The 15,317-nt window shown below is 64.5% G+C and carries 14 protein-coding genes; 6 read left to right on the top strand and 8 right to left on the bottom strand.

Annotated elements, in window-relative coordinates:
- Nucleotide 1: 1 nt before the first annotated feature.
- The 5 genes from RTH46_RS04880 (at nucleotide 2) to cobA (ending at nucleotide 5,854) form a co-directional block, all read left to right on the top strand.
- Nucleotides 2-1,216, top strand: coding sequence for a CmpA/NrtA family ABC transporter substrate-binding protein (locus RTH46_RS04880; RefSeq protein ID WP_316905143.1), 1,215 nt, complete (start codon nucleotides 2-4; stop codon nucleotides 1,214-1,216).
- A 10-nt stretch (nucleotides 1,217-1,226) separates the two neighbouring features.
- Complete coding sequence (locus RTH46_RS04875) at nucleotides 1,227-1,802, top strand: ANTAR domain-containing response regulator (RefSeq protein ID WP_125464952.1); 576 nt, start codon at nucleotides 1,227-1,229, stop codon at nucleotides 1,800-1,802.
- Nucleotides 1,803-2,188: 386 nt separating this feature from the next.
- Nucleotides 2,189-3,400 carry a nitrate/nitrite transporter gene (locus tag RTH46_RS04870; RefSeq protein WP_153785095.1) on the top strand — a complete coding sequence of 404 codons (1,212 nt, stop codon included), beginning with the start codon at nucleotides 2,189-2,191 and terminating at the stop codon, nucleotides 3,398-3,400.
- Between the two features lie 9 nt (nucleotides 3,401-3,409).
- Nucleotides 3,410-5,080, top strand: a complete 1,671-nt coding sequence (locus RTH46_RS04865; RefSeq protein ID WP_316905142.1) for a bifunctional protein-serine/threonine kinase/phosphatase — start codon at nucleotides 3,410-3,412, stop codon at nucleotides 5,078-5,080.
- 27 nt (nucleotides 5,081-5,107) lie between these two features.
- On the top strand, nucleotides 5,108-5,854 hold the full coding sequence (gene cobA, locus RTH46_RS04860) for a uroporphyrinogen-III C-methyltransferase (RefSeq protein WP_153785097.1): 747 nt from the start codon (nucleotides 5,108-5,110) through the stop codon (nucleotides 5,852-5,854).
- A gap of 69 nt (nucleotides 5,855-5,923) precedes the next feature.
- Here cobA and RTH46_RS04855 read toward each other — a convergent pair whose 3' ends face one another.
- From RTH46_RS04855 to ppsA, 8 genes are all read right to left on the bottom strand, one after another.
- The gene (locus tag RTH46_RS04855) at nucleotides 5,924-6,958 is read right to left on the bottom strand and encodes an OmpA family protein (RefSeq protein WP_110991830.1); all 1,035 of its coding nucleotides are present in this window, start codon (nucleotides 6,956-6,958) and stop codon (nucleotides 5,924-5,926) included.
- 110 nt (nucleotides 6,959-7,068) lie between these two features.
- Nucleotides 7,069-7,635, bottom strand: a complete 567-nt coding sequence (gene sigX, locus RTH46_RS04850) for an RNA polymerase sigma factor SigX (protein ID WP_110991831.1) — start codon at nucleotides 7,633-7,635, stop codon at nucleotides 7,069-7,071.
- A gap of 113 nt (nucleotides 7,636-7,748) precedes the next feature.
- Entirely contained in the window at nucleotides 7,749-8,573 is an 825-nt protein-coding gene (locus RTH46_RS04845; protein WP_153785098.1) for a mechanosensitive ion channel family protein, read from the bottom strand.
- 2 nt (nucleotides 8,574-8,575) lie between these two features.
- Nucleotides 8,576-8,839 (bottom strand): CrfX protein, encoded by a 264-nt coding sequence (locus tag RTH46_RS04840; protein WP_153785099.1) that lies wholly within the window; start codon nucleotides 8,837-8,839, stop codon nucleotides 8,576-8,578.
- A 106-nt stretch (nucleotides 8,840-8,945) separates the two neighbouring features.
- Nucleotides 8,946-9,941, bottom strand: a complete 996-nt coding sequence (locus RTH46_RS04835; protein ID WP_153785100.1) for a zinc transporter ZntB — start codon at nucleotides 9,939-9,941, stop codon at nucleotides 8,946-8,948.
- A gap of 27 nt (nucleotides 9,942-9,968) precedes the next feature.
- Nucleotides 9,969-10,460 (bottom strand): ribonuclease E activity regulator RraA, encoded by a 492-nt coding sequence (gene rraA, locus RTH46_RS04830; RefSeq protein WP_125464957.1) that lies wholly within the window; start codon nucleotides 10,458-10,460, stop codon nucleotides 9,969-9,971.
- Nucleotides 10,461-10,655: 195 nt separating this feature from the next.
- On the bottom strand, nucleotides 10,656-11,648 hold the full coding sequence (locus tag RTH46_RS04825; protein ID WP_316905141.1) for an alpha/beta fold hydrolase: 993 nt from the start codon (nucleotides 11,646-11,648) through the stop codon (nucleotides 10,656-10,658).
- Nucleotides 11,649-11,805: 157 nt separating this feature from the next.
- Nucleotides 11,806-14,181 carry a phosphoenolpyruvate synthase gene (ppsA, locus tag RTH46_RS04820; RefSeq protein WP_153785102.1) on the bottom strand — a complete coding sequence of 792 codons (2,376 nt, stop codon included), beginning with the start codon at nucleotides 14,179-14,181 and terminating at the stop codon, nucleotides 11,806-11,808.
- 182 nt (nucleotides 14,182-14,363) lie between these two features.
- Between ppsA and RTH46_RS04815 the strand changes: the two genes are divergently transcribed.
- Nucleotides 14,364-15,182 carry a pyruvate, water dikinase regulatory protein gene (locus RTH46_RS04815; RefSeq protein WP_110991838.1) on the top strand — a complete coding sequence of 273 codons (819 nt, stop codon included), beginning with the start codon at nucleotides 14,364-14,366 and terminating at the stop codon, nucleotides 15,180-15,182.
- The last annotated feature ends 135 nt before the right edge of the window (nucleotides 15,183-15,317 follow it).

Raw genomic sequence — 15,317 nt, 5'->3', positions numbered from 1 at the left:
CGTGAATACAGCTCCCCCGACATCGCCACTGGCCTGGGTCAACGGCAGCGACGCACCGGAAAAGCCCAGCCTGAACATCGGTTTCATGGCCCTGAGTGACTGCGCCTCGGTGGTGGTCGCTGCCACCCAGGGCTTCGCCCAGCAACAGGGCCTTACCCTCAACCTGCAGCGCCAGGCCTCCTGGGCCGGGCTGCGCGACAGGCTGGTCAGCGGCGAACTGGACGCCGCGCACTGCCTGTACGGCCTGGTCTACGCCGTGCAACTGGGCGTGGGCGGCGGGCCGGCCAGTGACATGGCGGTGCTCATGGGCCTGAACCAGAACGCCCAGGCCATCAACCTGTCCGCCGCCTTGCAGCGCAAGGGCGTGACCAACCCCGAGGCACTGGCGCGGCTGGCGCACCAGGGCGGTGCGCGCCTGACCTTCGCCCAGACCTTCCCCACCGGCACCCACGCCATGTGGCTGTATTACTGGCTGGCCAGCCAGGGCATCCACCCCTTGCACGACGTCGACAGCGTGGTTGTGCCGCCGGCACAGATGGTCGCCCACCTGCAGGCCGGGCGCATCGATGGCTTTTGTGTCGGCGAGCCCTGGTCGGCCGAGGCCATCGCCCAGGGCCAGGGTTTCACCCTCGCCACCAGCCAGTCGATCTGGCCGGACCACCCGGAAAAGGTCCTGGCCTGCGCGCGCAGTTTCGCCGAGCAATACCCCAACAGCGCACGCGCCCTGATCAAGGCGATCCTTGCCGCCAGCCGCTTCATCGAAAGCAGCACCGAAAACCGTCGTGGCGCCGCCCAGTTGCTCAGTGGCAGCGCCTACCTGGATACCCCGGCCAGCAGCATCGAGCCACGCCTGCTGGGCGACTACCAGGACGGCCTGGGCAACCGCTGGCAAGACCGCCATGCCCTGCGCCTGTTCGACCAGGGGCGGGCGAACCTGCCCTACCTGTCCGACGGCATGTGGTTCATGACCCAGTTCCGCCGCTGGGGCATCCTGCGCGACGACCCGGACTACCTCGCCGTGGCGCGTCAGGTCCAGCAACTGGCGCTGTACCGCGAGGCCGCCGACGCACTGGGCGTACCCTGCGCCGACCTGCCGATGCGCAGCAGCCAGCTGATCGACGGTGGCCGCTGGGACGGCAGCGACCCGTACGGCTACGCGCGCAGCTTCAACCTGCACGCTCTGGACGCGGCGCGCGACGCCCGCGTCGGCCTGTGAGGAGCCGACCATGCTGCGCATCCTGCTGATCGACGATACCGAAAAGAAAGTCGGCCGCCTCAAGGCTGCCTTGGTCGAGGCCGGTTTCGAGGTGATCGAAGCCCCTGGCCTGACCATCGACCTGCCGGCCTGCGTCGAAACGGTGCACCCCGACGTGGTGCTGATCGATACCGAGTCACCGGGCCGCGATGTGATGGAGCAAGTGGTGCTGGTCAGCCGCGATCGGCCCCGCCCCATCGTGCTGTTCACTGACGAACACGACCCCGGGGTGATGCGCCAGGCGATCCAGGCCGGGGTCAGCGCCTACATCGTCGAAGGCATCCATGCCGCGCGCCTGCAGCCGATCCTCGACGTGGCCATGGCCCGCTTCGAAAGCGACCAGGCGCTCAAGGCCCAGTTGCTGGCCCGCGACCTGCAGTTGGCCGAGCGCAAGCGCATCGAGCAGGCCAAGGGCTTGCTGATGAAGATGAAAGACTGCAACGAAGAGCAGGCCTACACCCTGATGCGGCGCCAGGCCATGAGCCGGCAGCAGAAGCTGATCCAGGTGGCCGAACAGATCATCGCGATGTCTGAGATGCTGGGCTGAGGGCCAGCCATGAAGGGCCTGAGAGCAGGCTTGCCCTGACAGGCGTATGAGCTGACAGGCGTGGCAGCGGGCTTGCCCTGACAGGCGTGGGAGCTAACAGGCGTGGGAGCGGGCTTGCCCCGCGATGGCGTGCGATGCGCCATCCCGTGTTTCCAGGGCTGGCGCCATCGCGGGGCAAGTCGCATCGGCGCACCGCCGCTCCCACGCCCCCCACAAAAGCCGGCAGGCAACATTGGCCCGCCTCTTGCTCAGTAAACGACTCAGGTAGCCAACGGCGGTTGCCCCCATACCCCGACAAAGACGTCGCTCCCCCTCCACGCCAGTGGACCGGGCAGCGGCGTCTTTTTCGTTTCCGCCCCTGTGTTGCACGCCGAACGAGGTGTTCGATGAATACGAGCTTCTGGAAATCCGGGCATGTGCCCACCCTGTTCGCTGCCTTCCTGTATTTCGACCTGAGCTTCATGGTCTGGTACCTGCTCGGCCCCATGGCGGTGCAGATCGCCACCGACCTGCAACTGAGCGCCCAGCAACGTGGCCTGATGGTCGCCACGCCAATCCTTGCCGGAGCGCTGCTGCGCTTCGCCATGGGCCTGCTGGTCGATCGCCTGTCGCCCAAGACCGCCGGCCTGATCGGCCAGGTGGTGGTGATCGTCGCCCTGGCCTGCGCCTGGCACCTGGGCGTGCACAGCTTCGAGCAGGTGCTGCTGCTGGGCGTGTTCCTCGGCGTTGCCGGCGCCTCGTTCGCCGTTTCGCTGCCCCTGGCATCGCAGTGGTACCCACCCCAGCATCAGGGCAAGGCCATGGGCATCGCCGGTGCCGGCAACTCCGGCACCGTGTTCGCCGCGCTGCTGGCGCCGGTGCTGGCAGCGGCCTACGGCTGGAACAACGTGTTCGGCTTCGCCCTGCTGCCGCTGTTGCTGACCCTGGCGCTGTTCGCCCTGCTGGCCCGCAACGCACCCGAACGGCCAAAACCCAAGGCCATGGCCGATTACCTCAAAGCGCTGGGTGACCGCGACAGCTGGTGGTTCATGTTCTTCTACAGCGTTACATTCGGCGGCTTCATCGGCCTGGCCAGCACCCTGCCCGGCTACTTCAACGACCAGTACGGCCTGAGCCCGGTGACCGCCGGCTACTACACCGCGGCCTGCGTGTTCGCCGGCAGCCTGATGCGCCCGCTGGGCGGCGCACTGGCCGACCGCTTCGGCGGCATCCGCACCCTGCTGGGCATGTACAGCGTGGCGGCGGTGTGCATTGCCGCAGTCGGCTTCAACCTGCCCAGTGCCGCAGCGGCACTAGCCCTGTTCGTCAGCGCCATGCTCGGGCTGGGCGCCGGCAATGGCGCGGTGTTCCAGCTGGTGCCGCAGCGCTTTCGCCAGGAGATCGGGGTGATGACCGGGCTGATCGGCATGGCCGGCGGTATCGGTGGTTTCCTGCTGGCCGCTGGCCTGGGCACCGTCAAGCAACACACCGGCGACTACCAGATGGGCCTGTGGCTGTTCGCCAGCCTGGGCCTGCTCGCCTGGTTCGGCCTGCACGGCGTCAAGCAGCGCTGGCGCACCACCTGGGGCTCGGCGGCCGTCACTGCGGCACGGGTCTGAGTTGCCGCCATGAGCCTGCAACTGAGCTTCGCCCAGGCCTCTGCCACCGGGCCCCGCGCCGAGAACCAGGACGCTCTGCGCCTGGTCACGCCGGCGCCGGAACTGGCCGCCAGCAAAGGCTATCTGTTCGCCCTCGCCGACGGCGTCAGCCAGTGCGCCGATGGCGGCCTGGCGGCACGCGCCAGCCTGCAGGCCCTGGCCCTGGACTACTACGCCACGCCCGCCACCTGGGGCGTAGCCCAGGCCCTGGACCGGCTGTTGCTGGCACAGAACCGCTGGCTGCGCGCCCAGGGCAACGGCCAGCCGCTGCTGACCACCCTCAGCGCCCTGGTCCTGCGCGGGCGACGCTTCACCCTCGCCCACGTCGGCGACTGCCGCGTGTACCGCTGGTATGACGGCCAGTTACACTGCCTGAGCGAGGACCATGTCTGGGACCAGCCCGGCATGCAGCACGTGCTCAAGCGCGCATTGGGGCTGGACCAGCACCTGCTGGTCGACTACCTGGACGGCGAGTTGCACCACGGTGAACGCTTCCTGCTGCTCAGCGATGGTGTCTGGGCCAGCCTGGGCGACCAGCGGATCCTGGCCATCCTGCGCGAACACCCCGACCTGCAGGACGCCGTCGACACCCTGGTGGCCACCGCCCACCACAGCGGCAGCCAGGACAATGCCAGCGCCCTGCTGGTCAGTGTCGACGCACTGGGCGCCGCCAACCTCGGCGACACCCTGGCGCAATTGCAGCAGTGGCCCTTGCCCGGCCCATTGCGTGACGGGCAGATGATCGATGGCTGGCGGGTCGAGGGGCTGCTGGCACAGAGTCGGCAATCATTGCTGTACCGGGTCCACGACGCACTCGGCCAGGCCTGGCTGCTCAAGACCCTGCCGCAAGCCCGTGATCATGAAGCGGGGGCCGCCCAGGCCCTGCTGCTGGAGGAATGGTTCCTGCGCCGGGTAGCCGGCCGCCACTTCCCCGAAGTGCACCCGGCGGGCCAGCGCCAGCATCTGTATTACCTGATGCGTGAATACCCAGGCACGACACTGGCCGCGGTGCTCGCACAACACGGCCCGCTGCCCCTGCCCCAGTGGCTGGAGATGGCGCGCCAGTTGCTGCAGGCCGTCGGTGTGCTGCACCGGCGCAACCTGCTGCACCGCGATATCAAGCCTGAGAACCTGCACCTGGGCAGTGACGGTCAGCTGCGCCTGCTGGACTTTGGCCTGGCGTACTGCCCGGGCCTATGCGAAGACCAGCCGCACAGCCTGCCCGGCACCCCGTCCTACATTGCCCCGGAGGCGTTCGAAGGCCAACCGCCAAGCCCGCGCCAAGACCTCTACGCCGTGGGCGTGACGCTCTATTACCTGCTGACGGGCCACTACCCCTACGGCGAAATCGAGGCGTTCCAGCGCCCGCGCTTCACCCTGCCAACCAACCCCGGCCGCTACCGCCCCGACCTGCCCGATTGGTTGCAACGCAACCTGGAGCAGGGGCTGGCCGCCGACCCTGCGCAACGCTTCGAGACCGCCGAGCAGTGGTTGCTGCTGCTCGAACGTGGCGACCGCCAGGTGCTGCCCGACCGCCCGCGCCCGCTGTTGGAGCGTGAGCCACTGAAGGTCTGGCGCAGCCTGGCGCTGCTGTCCTTGCTGTTCAACCTGATCCTGCTGTTCGCCCTGCTCAAGGGTTGAATGGCACCTGTCGATGAGGAACACCCGATGAATGCGAAAGTCTGGTTGGTTGGCGCCGGCCCTGGCGACCCCGAACTGCTCACCCTCAAGGCTGTGCGCGCGCTGGGCCAGGCCCAGGTGGTGATGATCGACGATCTGGTCAACCCAGCCATATTGGCGCACTGCCCGCAGGCACGGGTCATTGCCGTGGGCAAGCGCGGCGGTTGCCGCTCCACGCCCCAGGCCTTCATCCAGCGCCTGATGCTGCGCCACGCCCGCCAGGGGCGCTGCGTGGTGCGGCTCAAGGGCGGCGACCCATGCATCTTCGGCCGCGCCGGCGAAGAGGCGCTGTGGCTGCGCGGCCACGGCATCGAGGTGGAGGTGGTCAACGGCATCACCGCCGGGCTGGCCGGGGCCACCCAGTGCGACATTCCGCTGACGCTGCGCGGCGTCAGCCGTGGCGTGACGCTGTTGACCGCGCACACCCAGGACGACAGCGAATTGAACTGGCAAGCGCTGGCCCAGGGCGGCACGACCTTGGTGCTGTACATGGGCGTAGCGCGGCTGGAGCAGATTCGCCGCGGTTTGCTGGAAGGCGGGATGGCGCCCGGCACGCCAGTGGCGATGATCGAGAATGCGTCATTGGCGCAGCAGCGCGAGTGCCGCAGCCACCTGGCGGCGCTGGAAGAGGACGCATTGGCCTTTGGCTTGCGCAGCCCGGCAATTCTGGTGATCGGTGAGGTGGTGGGGGCGGTACAGGCGGGTATCGAGCGCTTTCGTGCTTTGGCGGGCTGACACGCCCCAAAAATCCCAGGCAAAGAAAAACCCGGCCGAGGCCGGGTTTTTCGTGAAGCTTCAAACCAATTACTTGGCCTGGGCTTCTACCTGAGCTTCTACGCGACGGTTAACGGCGCGGCCAGCTTCGGTGGCGTTGTCGGCAACCGGACGGGTCTCACCGTAGCCAACCGAGTCAACACGGCTGGATTCGATGCCGTACTGCTGGGTCAGGACCTGCTTGACAGCGCCAGCACGACGCTCGGACAGCTTCTGGTTGTAAGCGTCTGGGCCGACGGAGTCAGTGTGACCTTCCACGGTGGTGGTGGTCTGTGGGTACTGCTTCATGAAGTCAGCCAGGTTCTTGATGTCGCCGTAGCTGTTTGGCTTGACGACCGACTTGTCGAAGTCGAACTTGACGTCCAGCTCAACGCGAACGACTTCGGCAACAGCCGGGCAGCCATCAGCGTCAACGGTAACGTTGGCTGGGGTGTCAGGGCACTTGTCGACGTTGTCGCAAACGCCGTCGTTGTCGCTGTCGGAGCAGACTTCAGCAACTGGAGCTGGAGCGGCTTCGGCGTGCTTCGGGCTACCGCCGAAGTTCAGGCCGATACCAACGCTCGGGGCCCACTCGGTGTCGCCCTGGTCGATGTTGTACTGAGCTTCAACGCCGGCACGGGCGTAGAACATGTCAGTGATGTACCACTTGGCGCCAGCGCCAACGTTGGCGAAGGTGGACTGGTTACGACCACCACGGCCGGTCTGGCCGAGCGACTGGTGGGAGAAACCGGCCGAAACGTATGGACGGATGGCGTCGTACGGGTTGTTGAAGTGGTACAGAGCGTCCAGGGCGGTGTTCGAGCCCTTGATGTTCTTGCCGTCTTCGCCACGGGCGTTGTGTACTTCGTCGTAGCCCAGACGCAGTTCAACGTCGTCGGTCAGGAAGTAACCGACCGAACCGCCGAACAGGTTGCCGTCGTTCTTGAAGTCGCGCTGGCTGTCGAAGAATTCTTTCTTGTAGAAGCCTTCAACCTCAACGGCGCCTTGACCTTGTGCCAGAGCGCCAAACGAAGTGGCGGCTACAAGCGAACCAATGGCCAAGCCCAAGGTGTTTTTCAATTTCATCCGTTAAATCCCCATCTGGTGATAGTTAAGCAGTCCCACCAACATCCGGGGGACAACTCGACGGCAAGTCTAGCAGAACTCGCCGGGTGGTTAGAGATATTTGATCGCCACTAAGTTTCAGTGAGCCCAGCAAATTTCTCTCTAAGCTTGTCGAGCGCGCGCTTGTAGCGCATTTTCGTGGCGCTCAGGCCCATGTGCATGATGTCGGCGATCTCCTGGAATTCCAGCTCCGCGACAAATCGCAGCACCAGGATTTCCCGGTCGATCGGGTTCACATGCACCAGCCATTTATCCAGCCCGCCTTTCTCTTCCGGTTTCGGAGCCTTGTCCTCGGACGCCTCTTCGACAGGGTCCAGACTCAGGGCATCCATCAACCTGCGCTTGCGACGCTCCTTGCGGTACTGGGTAATGCATTCGTTGTAGGTGATGCTGTAGAGCCAGGTCTTGAACTTGGATTTACCCTCGAAGTTCTTCAGCCCGTACAGCACTTTGAGCATCACCTCCTGACAGACATCGTCAGCATCCCGGTCGTTCCCCAGATACCGCGCACACACATTGAACAGCGTGCGCTGATAGCGCCTCATGAGCTCCTCATAGGCGCGGGTAACGTGAAACAGCTCCTCATGCGAACGCGCCACCAACTCCTCGTCGGTGAGCTCCCGGGGGTCATAGCGCATGGGCGGCAAATGAACTTTATTCAATGCGGATCTGGCCGACAGTCGGGTCAATGTCGCCGCTCAGCCCCTAGGGCCGATTTTCGCGGCGGCATACATTAACAGCTTTTGTGCGGTTAGCGGCTATTTACGCGCTGCTCGAGCAGCTCGCGATTGGACAGCGACACCAGTTCGCCATCATCGGTGAGCAGCGTCGTCTTGACCGTGCCAATCTCTTCGATATGCCCTTCGACCTCGCCAATCCGCACCTGCTGGCCGACCTGATAGAGTTCGCGCACGTAGATTCCGGCAAGAATCTGCCCGGCGATTTCACGGCTGCCGAGGCCCATTGCCAATGCAATTGCCAGACCAACGGTAATCAATCCGATGACGATCACATGGTTCAGCAGGTCGGTCTTGACCTCCAACTGGCTGATCGCGACCGAGATGCTGATGATGATCACCAGGCCCTGGGCAATCCGCCCGACACCGGCGGCGTACTCCAGGCCGATGCCTTCGGCAGCGCCGCGCACCAGACCGTTGACCAGCTGTGCCAGCAGCACACCGGCCAGCAGCACCAGCGCCGCACCGAATACCTTCGGCAGGTACAGGGCGAGCATGTCCAGCGTAGCCGAGACCCGCTCAAGGCCCAGGGATTCCGCGGCAGAGACCAGGAAGATCAACAGCACGAACCAGTAGACGATCTTGCCGACCAGCGTCGAAATCGGCACCTGAATCCCCGCCCGAGCAAGGATCTTGGTCAGCCCGGTACCGCTCATCAGGCGATCCAGGCCAAATTTTGCCAGCAGCTTGGACAGCAGGGTGTCGAGCAGCTTCGCCACGACGAAACCAAGCAGCACCACCACCAGCGCCCCGAACAGGTTGGGGATGAAGTTCGCCACCTTGGTCCAAAGGGCAGTCATGGCAGTGACCAGACTCTGGGTCCAGAGATCGAGTTCCATATTCAATCGGCCTTATCTACGTTTCTGCCGGAGGCAGGGTTGCGGGTGGCATTGCGACGCACTGGCGCGACATGCGCCGAGCCATTGTTGACAGCGATCATCAGTGCCTGGCTCCAACGGCCCAGCAGGCTGAACAGATCGCCCGCGCCGACCTGGCGGTTGGCGGTCTTGAGCACGCGACCCAGGCAGGCGGCGTCGTCGCGCTCCTGGCCGGAGGGTGACGCCTTGAGCAGGTCACGCAGGGATTCTTCAAACGGATCGTGCATGGGCACCTCGCGCAGTGTCAGTCAAAGACGAGAGCTGCGAGCGATGGGTCACACAGGGATGTGGGACGAATGTTTCAGGATGAGAACAGAACAGGCCGCACGCCATCTAGACCCACCGCAGCTTGCGGAACAACAGCCACTGCCCCACCGCCAGGCCGAGCACGATCAAGCTGGCGAACAGGAAACCATAAGGGCTGTTCGAGCCCGGAATGCCGCCGACATTGATGCCCAGCAAGCCGGTGATGAAGCTCATGGGCAGGAAGATGCAGGTAATGATGCCGAAGCGGTACATGGTCCGGTTCATCCGCTCGCTGCGACGCCGATCCTCGCTTTCCAGCACCAGGGCTGCGCGCTCGCGGGCCAGTTCCAGCTCTTCTAGATAACGGATCAGGCTGTTGTTGAGCTCGTTCCAGTAGTCGCTGTCGGGATCGGCGAACCAGCTGCACTTGTTGCGCGACAACTGGGCGTAGATATCCCGCTGCGGGGCAAGGAATCGGCGCAGGCCGGCGGCACGTCGACGAATCTGCTGCAGGCTGCCTTGCTCAGGCGCATACCGTTCGTCGGCCTCCACCTTCTCTTCTTCGAGATCGACCGCCTCGGACAGGTCGCTGACCAGCGCCTGGACCTTCTCGGTGAGCAACTCGCCCATCAGCAGCAACAGCTCGGACGCCGACTTCGGCCCCCTGCCCTCGTCCAGTTGTTGCAGCACCTCGTCGCTGGCGCGCAGCGGCCGCAGGCGCAGCGAGATGACCCGCTGCGCCTCAGCAAAAATGCGCACCGAAACCATGTCCTCGGGCTCTGCACCCGGGTTGAGGTTGACCCCACGCAGGAACAGCAGCATCTGCTCGTTGGCCAGCTGCAGCAGGCGCGGTCGGGTGTTCTCTTCCAGCAGCAGGTCGCAGGCGAACTCGCTCAGGCCACTGTCGTGCAGCAACCAGGTGCGGGTCTGCGGATGGCTACGGTCCCAGTGCAGCCACAGGCTCTCCAGCGGCTGCAGCTGCAGATCGTCCAGCTCGGTACGGGCAATCGAACGCGCGCCGCCTTTGCCATCGAGCACCAGGGCATGCACCAGCCCCCACTGCGCGTTGTCTTCCTCGAACATCAAAGCTCCATCAGCGCGCGCCGCGCGTCACTCGGGCATCTTCAGCGGGCTTGGCGAGACGATCACGCCATTGTTGTCGGCGTACACATATTCGCCCGGGCGGAAGGTCACCCCGGCAAAGGTCACCGCGACGTTGAGGTCGCCAATACCGCGCTTGTCGGTCTTCATCGGGTGGCTGGCCAGGGCCTGCACACCCACATCGGTCTGCACCAGCACGTCGACGTCGCGCACGCAGCCGTAGATCACCAGGCCTTCCCAGCCGCTCTTCGCCGCCTTTTCGGCGAGCATGTCGCCCAGCAGCGCACGGCGCAGCGAACCACCGCCATCGACCACCAGCACCTTGCCTTTGCCGTCGAGTTCGACCTGCTCCTTGACCAGCGAGTTGTCTTCGAAGCATTTGATGGTGACGATCTGGCCGCCGAACGAGTCGCGGCCACCGAAGTTGCTGAACATGGGTTCGAGCACCTGGACGAGGTCTGGGTAGGCGTCGCACAGGTCGGGCGTTACGTAATGCTGCATGGGAAACTCCTGTCAGTCACAACGAAAGCGAAGGTGGGACCAAGGCTACACCTTGCAAGGCATGGCAGTCATCCGGGACCGAGCAGTCAATTTATTTTTGCCTGGTCCGGCCTTTTCGCGGGTAAACCCGCTCCCACAGGAGAGGTGTGAAATCCTGTGGGAGCGGGTTTACCCGCGAAGGGGCCAACCCTGGCATCAGCTGACAGGCACAGGCTCCGCCACCACCGTCGATTCATGCACCGGCAGCAAGGGGTCACGCAACCAGCGCTCCACCAACGGCCACACCTGGGCCTGCGCCGCCTTGCTGACCAGCATGTCGACGTGCCCGAAGGCATCGAAGCCTTGCTCCTTCCCCAAACGCAGGAACTGCTTGCTGTCACCGCCCAACTGCTCGAACAGCTTGCGGCAAGCCCACACCGGGTCCTGGAAATCCCCTGCCCCGGCCACGGCCAACACCGGCACATCGACCTCGGCCAGCCCCGCCCACCAGTCGCGGTCCTTGTCGCCGAACCTGCCGAACAGGCCATTCCAGCGCAGGCTTTCAAGCGCCAGGCCAATCGGCTCGTCTTCCGGGCCGCGCTTGAGCCGCGAACCGCTGATCTGGTCAAAACGCTTGAGCAGCAGTTTCGCGCCCCACGCCACCGGCGGCACCTTGAGCGGCCAGTACACGCGGCTGACCTGGGCGCCGAAGAAGGCCGCGCTGGCGACCTGCGCGCTGGCCAGGTAGCCACCGCCCAGCGCAGCGGCCAGGGTGGTGCCGCCCAGGGAATGGCCCAGCCAGTGCGGCGACTGCCCGGCCTGCTCCTGGACAAATGCGCCAATCACCGGCAGGTCATAGCGCGCATAGTCGGCCACACGGTTGTGCTGCCAGGCGCGGTTGCGTGGCGACAGGCCATGGCCGCGCATCTCCGGGATCCATACATCGAAACCGGCGCGGGCGAGGTAGGCACCCAGGCCGATGCCCTTGGGCGAGTACCAGAAGCGCCGATTGGAAAAACTGCCGTGCAGGAGAATGACCGGCACGCCTTGGGCACGCCCCTGGTCGGCCAGGCCAAGGCGAGTGACGGCCAGCTCGACGCTCGAATCGGGGCTGTTGCCGGCCTTGATCCGGTAGACGTCTTCGCTGAGGTCGCCGCGGCGCTCGGCACTGAGCAACGCGACGGGAAATTGGGTGCTGCTGCTTTGCATGGCTTCACAAACTGTTAGTAGATGAAAACGTGGGAGCGGGCTTGCCCCGCGATGGCGTCAGGCCAGGCGACACCAGTGTCGGCGCTGACGCCATCGCGGGGCAAGCCCGCTCCCACGAATCGATGCAGGGGCGCGGCACACGCCCCTGATCAGTACATCAGGCTGCGCCCTGGCCTTCGGCCAGGAAGAACCAGGTCTCGAGCACCGAGTCCGGGTTCAGCGACACGCTCTCGATGCCCTGCTCCATCAGCCACTTGGCCAGGTCCGGGTGGTCCGATGGGCCCTGGCCGCAGATGCCGATGTACTTGCCGGCCTTGTTGCACGCGGCGATGGCGTTGGCCAGCAGCTTCTTGACCGCAGGGTTACGCTCGTCGAACAGGTGGGCGATGATCCCCGAGTCGCGGTCCAGGCCCAGGGTGAGCTGGGTCAGGTCGTTGGAACCGATGGAGAAGCCGTCGAAGTACTCGAGGAACTCCTCGGCCAGGATGGCGTTGGACGGCAGCTCGCACATCATGATCACGCGCAGGCCGTTATCGCCACGGGCCAGGCCGTTCTCGGCGAGCAGGTCGACGACCTGGCTGGCTTCGCCCAGGGTGCGCACGAACGGCACCATGATCTCGACGTTGGTCAGGCCCATCTCGTTGCGCACGCGCTTGAGCGCGCGGCATTCGAGCTCGAAGCAGTCACGGAAGGACTCGCTGATGTAGCGCGAGGCGCCGCGGAAGCCCAGCATCGGGTTTTCTTCTTCCGGCTCGTACAGCTTGCCGCCGATCAGGTTGGCGTATTCGTTGGACTTGAAGTCCGAAAGGCGCACGATGACCTTTTTCGGGTAGAAGGCCGCAGCCAGGGTGCTGATGCCCTCGACCAGCTTCTCGACATAGAAGCCGACCGGGTCGCTGTAGCCGGCGATGCGCTTGTCGACGCTCTCTTTGAGCTCCGGCGGCAGGCCCGCGTAGTTCAGCAGCGCCTTGGGGTGCACGCCGATCATGCGGTTGATGATGAACTCCAGACGCGCCAGACCCACACCTTCGTTGGGCAGCTGGGCGAAGTCGAACGCGCGGTCCGGGTTGCCGACGTTCATCATGATCTTGAACGGCAGCTCCGGCATGGCGTCCACCGAGTTCTGCTTGACGTCGAAGCCCAGCTCGCCTTCGAAGATGAAGCCGGTGTCGCCTTCGGCGCAGGACACAGTCACGCCCTGGCCGTCCTTGAGCACCTGGGTGGCGTTGCCGCAACCGACCACAGCCGGGATACCCAGTTCACGGGCGATGATCGCCGCGTGGCAGGTACGCCCGCCGCGGTTGGTGACGATGGCGCTGGCGCGCTTCATCACCGGCTCCCAATCCGGGTCGGTCATGTCCGAGACCAGCACGTCGCCGGGCTGGACCTTGTCCATTTCCGACACATCCTTGATCACGCGTACCTTGCCGGCGCCGATGCGCTGGCCGATGGCACGGCCTTCGACCAGCACGGTGCCTTTTTCCTTGAGCAGGTAGCGCTCCATGACGTTGGCGCTGGCACGGCTCTTCACCGTCTCAGGGCGGGCCTGAACGATGTACAGCTTGCCGTCGTCACCGTCCTTGGCCCACTCGATGTCCATCGGGCGCTGGTAGTGCTGCTCGATGATCATCGCCTGCTTGGCCAGCTCGGCCACTTCGGCGTCGCTCAGGCAGAAGCGTGCGCGTTCGGCGCGGTCGACTTCGACGGTCTTGACCGAACGGCCGGCCTTGGCTTCGTCGCCGTAGACCATCTTGATCGCCTTGCTGCCCAGGTTGCGGCGCAGGATCGCCGGGCGACCGGCCTGCAAGGTGTTTTTGTGTACGTAGAATTCGTCCGGGTTGACCGCACCCTGGACGACGGTTTCACCCAGGCCGTAGGCGCCGGTGATGAACACCACGTCACGGAAGCCCGACTCGGTGTCGAGGGTGAACATCACGCCGGCGGTGCCGGTTTCGGAGCGGACCATGCGCTGCACGCCGGCGGACAGGGCAACCAGCTTGTGGTCGAAGCCCTGGTGCACGCGGTAGGCGATGGCACGGTCGTTGAACAGCGAAGCGAAGACTTCCTTGGCCGCGCGGATCACGTTGTCGACGCCACGGATGTTGAGGAAGGTTTCCTGCTGGCCGGCGAACGAGGCGTCCGGCAGGTCTTCGGCGGTGGCCGAGGAACGCACGGCGACCGCCATGTTGTCGTTGCCGGCGGCCATTGCGGCGAAGGCCGTACGGATTTCCGAATCCAGGCGTGCCGGGAATTCGGCTTCCATGACCCACTGGCGGATCTGTGCGCCGGTCTTGGTCAGGGCATTGATGTCGTCGACGTCCAGCGCGTCGAGCGCGGCGTGGATACGGTCGTTCAGGCCACTCTGTTCGAGAAAGTCGCGGTACGCCTGAGCCGTAGTGGCAAAGCCGCCCGGCACCGAAACGCCGGCACCGGCAAGATTGCTGATCATCTCGCCCAGGGATGCGTTCTTGCCCCCCACATGCTCCACATCATGGACGCCGAGCTTATCGAGGGAAACTACGTACTCTACCAAGGTGATCTCTCCACTAACTGTATTGGAAAAGCTCAAGGGCGCCCGCCTGTCTGCTCTGCGACTGGGCCGGGACGCTTGTGGCCTGGACCTGGAAAATAAGTGAGAATGCCGAGCAACCGCGTTCGGCAAACCGAACCTATCATATCCAGAAATCTTCGGCAGCTTAAGGCCCCCAGGTGCAAATGAAACGAACCGCGTTTTTCATCTCCGACGGTACCGGCATCACTGCAGAAACGTTGGGGCAGAGCCTGCTCGCACAATTCGAGAGCATTCCGTTCAATAAATTCACCCGCCCCTACATCGATACGCTGGACAAGGCCCGGGCCATGGTCCAGCAAATCAACGCGGCGGCCGAGCGCGACGGGGTTCGCCCGATCATCTTCGACACCATCGTCAACCAGGACATCCGTGAAGTCATGGCCACGTCCAATGGCTTCATGATCGACATCTTTTCGACGTTTTTATCCCCGCTCGAGCAGGAATTGACCGCCCACTCGTCGTATTCCGTGGGCAAATCCCACTCGATCGGCGGCAATTCCAACTACATGGAGCGTATCGAGGCGGTCAACTTCGCCCTCGACAACGACGACGGCGCGCGCACCCATTACTACGACAAGGCCGACCTGATCCTGGTCGGCGTGTCGCGCTGCGGCAAGACCCCGACCTGCCTGTACATGGCCATGCAGTTCGGTATTCGCGCCGCCAACTACCCGTTGACCGAGGACGACATGGAGCGCCTGCAGCTGCCGGCGGTGCTGAAAAAGCACCACAACAAGCTGTTCGGCCTGACCATCGACCCCGACCGCCTGACCGCAATCCGCCACGAACGCAAGCCCAACAGCCGCTATTCGAGCTTCGCCCAGTGCGAGTTCGAGGTGCGCGAGGTGGAAAGCCTGTTCCGCCGGGAGAACATTCCCAACATCAACTCCACGCATTTTTCGGTGGAAGAGATTTCGGCGAAGATCCTGGTGGAGAAAGGCGTGGAGCGGCGGTTCAAGTAAGACCAGCGTCGTCTGCTTCGCGGGTAAACCCGCTCCCACAGGCACAGCACAGGATTCAAAGCTGGCGAGGCCCCTGTGGGAGCGGGTTTACCCGCGAAGAGGCCAGCACTGACAACACAAAGCGCAAAGAAAAGC

This window comes from Pseudomonas sp. zfem004 (genome assembly GCF_032621715.1).
Lineage (GTDB): Bacteria > Pseudomonadota > Gammaproteobacteria > Pseudomonadales > Pseudomonadaceae > Aquipseudomonas > Aquipseudomonas sichuanensis.
Note: the sequence above shows the minus strand (reverse complement) of the source record. Positions and strands in the feature narration are given on the sequence as shown.

What these genes read in the sequence shown, in the direction of transcription:
- RTH46_RS04825 (WP_316905141.1), bottom strand. Translation starts at nt 11,648, where the DNA reads ATGCAAAGCAGCAGCACCCAATTTCCCGTCGCGTTGCTCAGTGCCGAG.
- RTH46_RS04835 (WP_153785100.1), bottom strand. Translation starts at nt 9,941, where the DNA reads ATGTTCGAGGAAGACAACGCGCAGTGGGGGCTGGTGCATGCCCTGGTG.
- RTH46_RS04875 (WP_125464952.1), top strand. Translation starts at nt 1,227, where the DNA reads ATGCTGCGCATCCTGCTGATCGACGATACCGAAAAGAAAGTCGGCCGC.
- cobA (WP_153785097.1), top strand. Translation starts at nt 5,108, where the DNA reads ATGAATGCGAAAGTCTGGTTGGTTGGCGCCGGCCCTGGCGACCCCGAA.
- rraA (WP_125464957.1), bottom strand. Translation starts at nt 10,460, where the DNA reads ATGCAGCATTACGTAACGCCCGACCTGTGCGACGCCTACCCAGACCTC.
- RTH46_RS04855 (WP_110991830.1), bottom strand. Translation starts at nt 6,958, where the DNA reads ATGAAATTGAAAAACACCTTGGGCTTGGCCATTGGTTCGCTTGTAGCC.
- RTH46_RS04870 (WP_153785095.1), top strand. Translation starts at nt 2,189, where the DNA reads ATGAATACGAGCTTCTGGAAATCCGGGCATGTGCCCACCCTGTTCGCT.
- RTH46_RS04865 (WP_316905142.1), top strand. Translation starts at nt 3,410, where the DNA reads ATGAGCCTGCAACTGAGCTTCGCCCAGGCCTCTGCCACCGGGCCCCGC.
- sigX (WP_110991831.1), bottom strand. Translation starts at nt 7,635, where the DNA reads ATGCGCTATGACCCCCGGGAGCTCACCGACGAGGAGTTGGTGGCGCGT.
- RTH46_RS04815 (WP_110991838.1), top strand. Translation starts at nt 14,364, where the DNA reads ATGAAACGAACCGCGTTTTTCATCTCCGACGGTACCGGCATCACTGCA.
- RTH46_RS04840 (WP_153785099.1), bottom strand. Translation starts at nt 8,839, where the DNA reads ATGCACGATCCGTTTGAAGAATCCCTGCGTGACCTGCTCAAGGCGTCA.
- RTH46_RS04845 (WP_153785098.1), bottom strand. Translation starts at nt 8,573, where the DNA reads ATGGAACTCGATCTCTGGACCCAGAGTCTGGTCACTGCCATGACTGCC.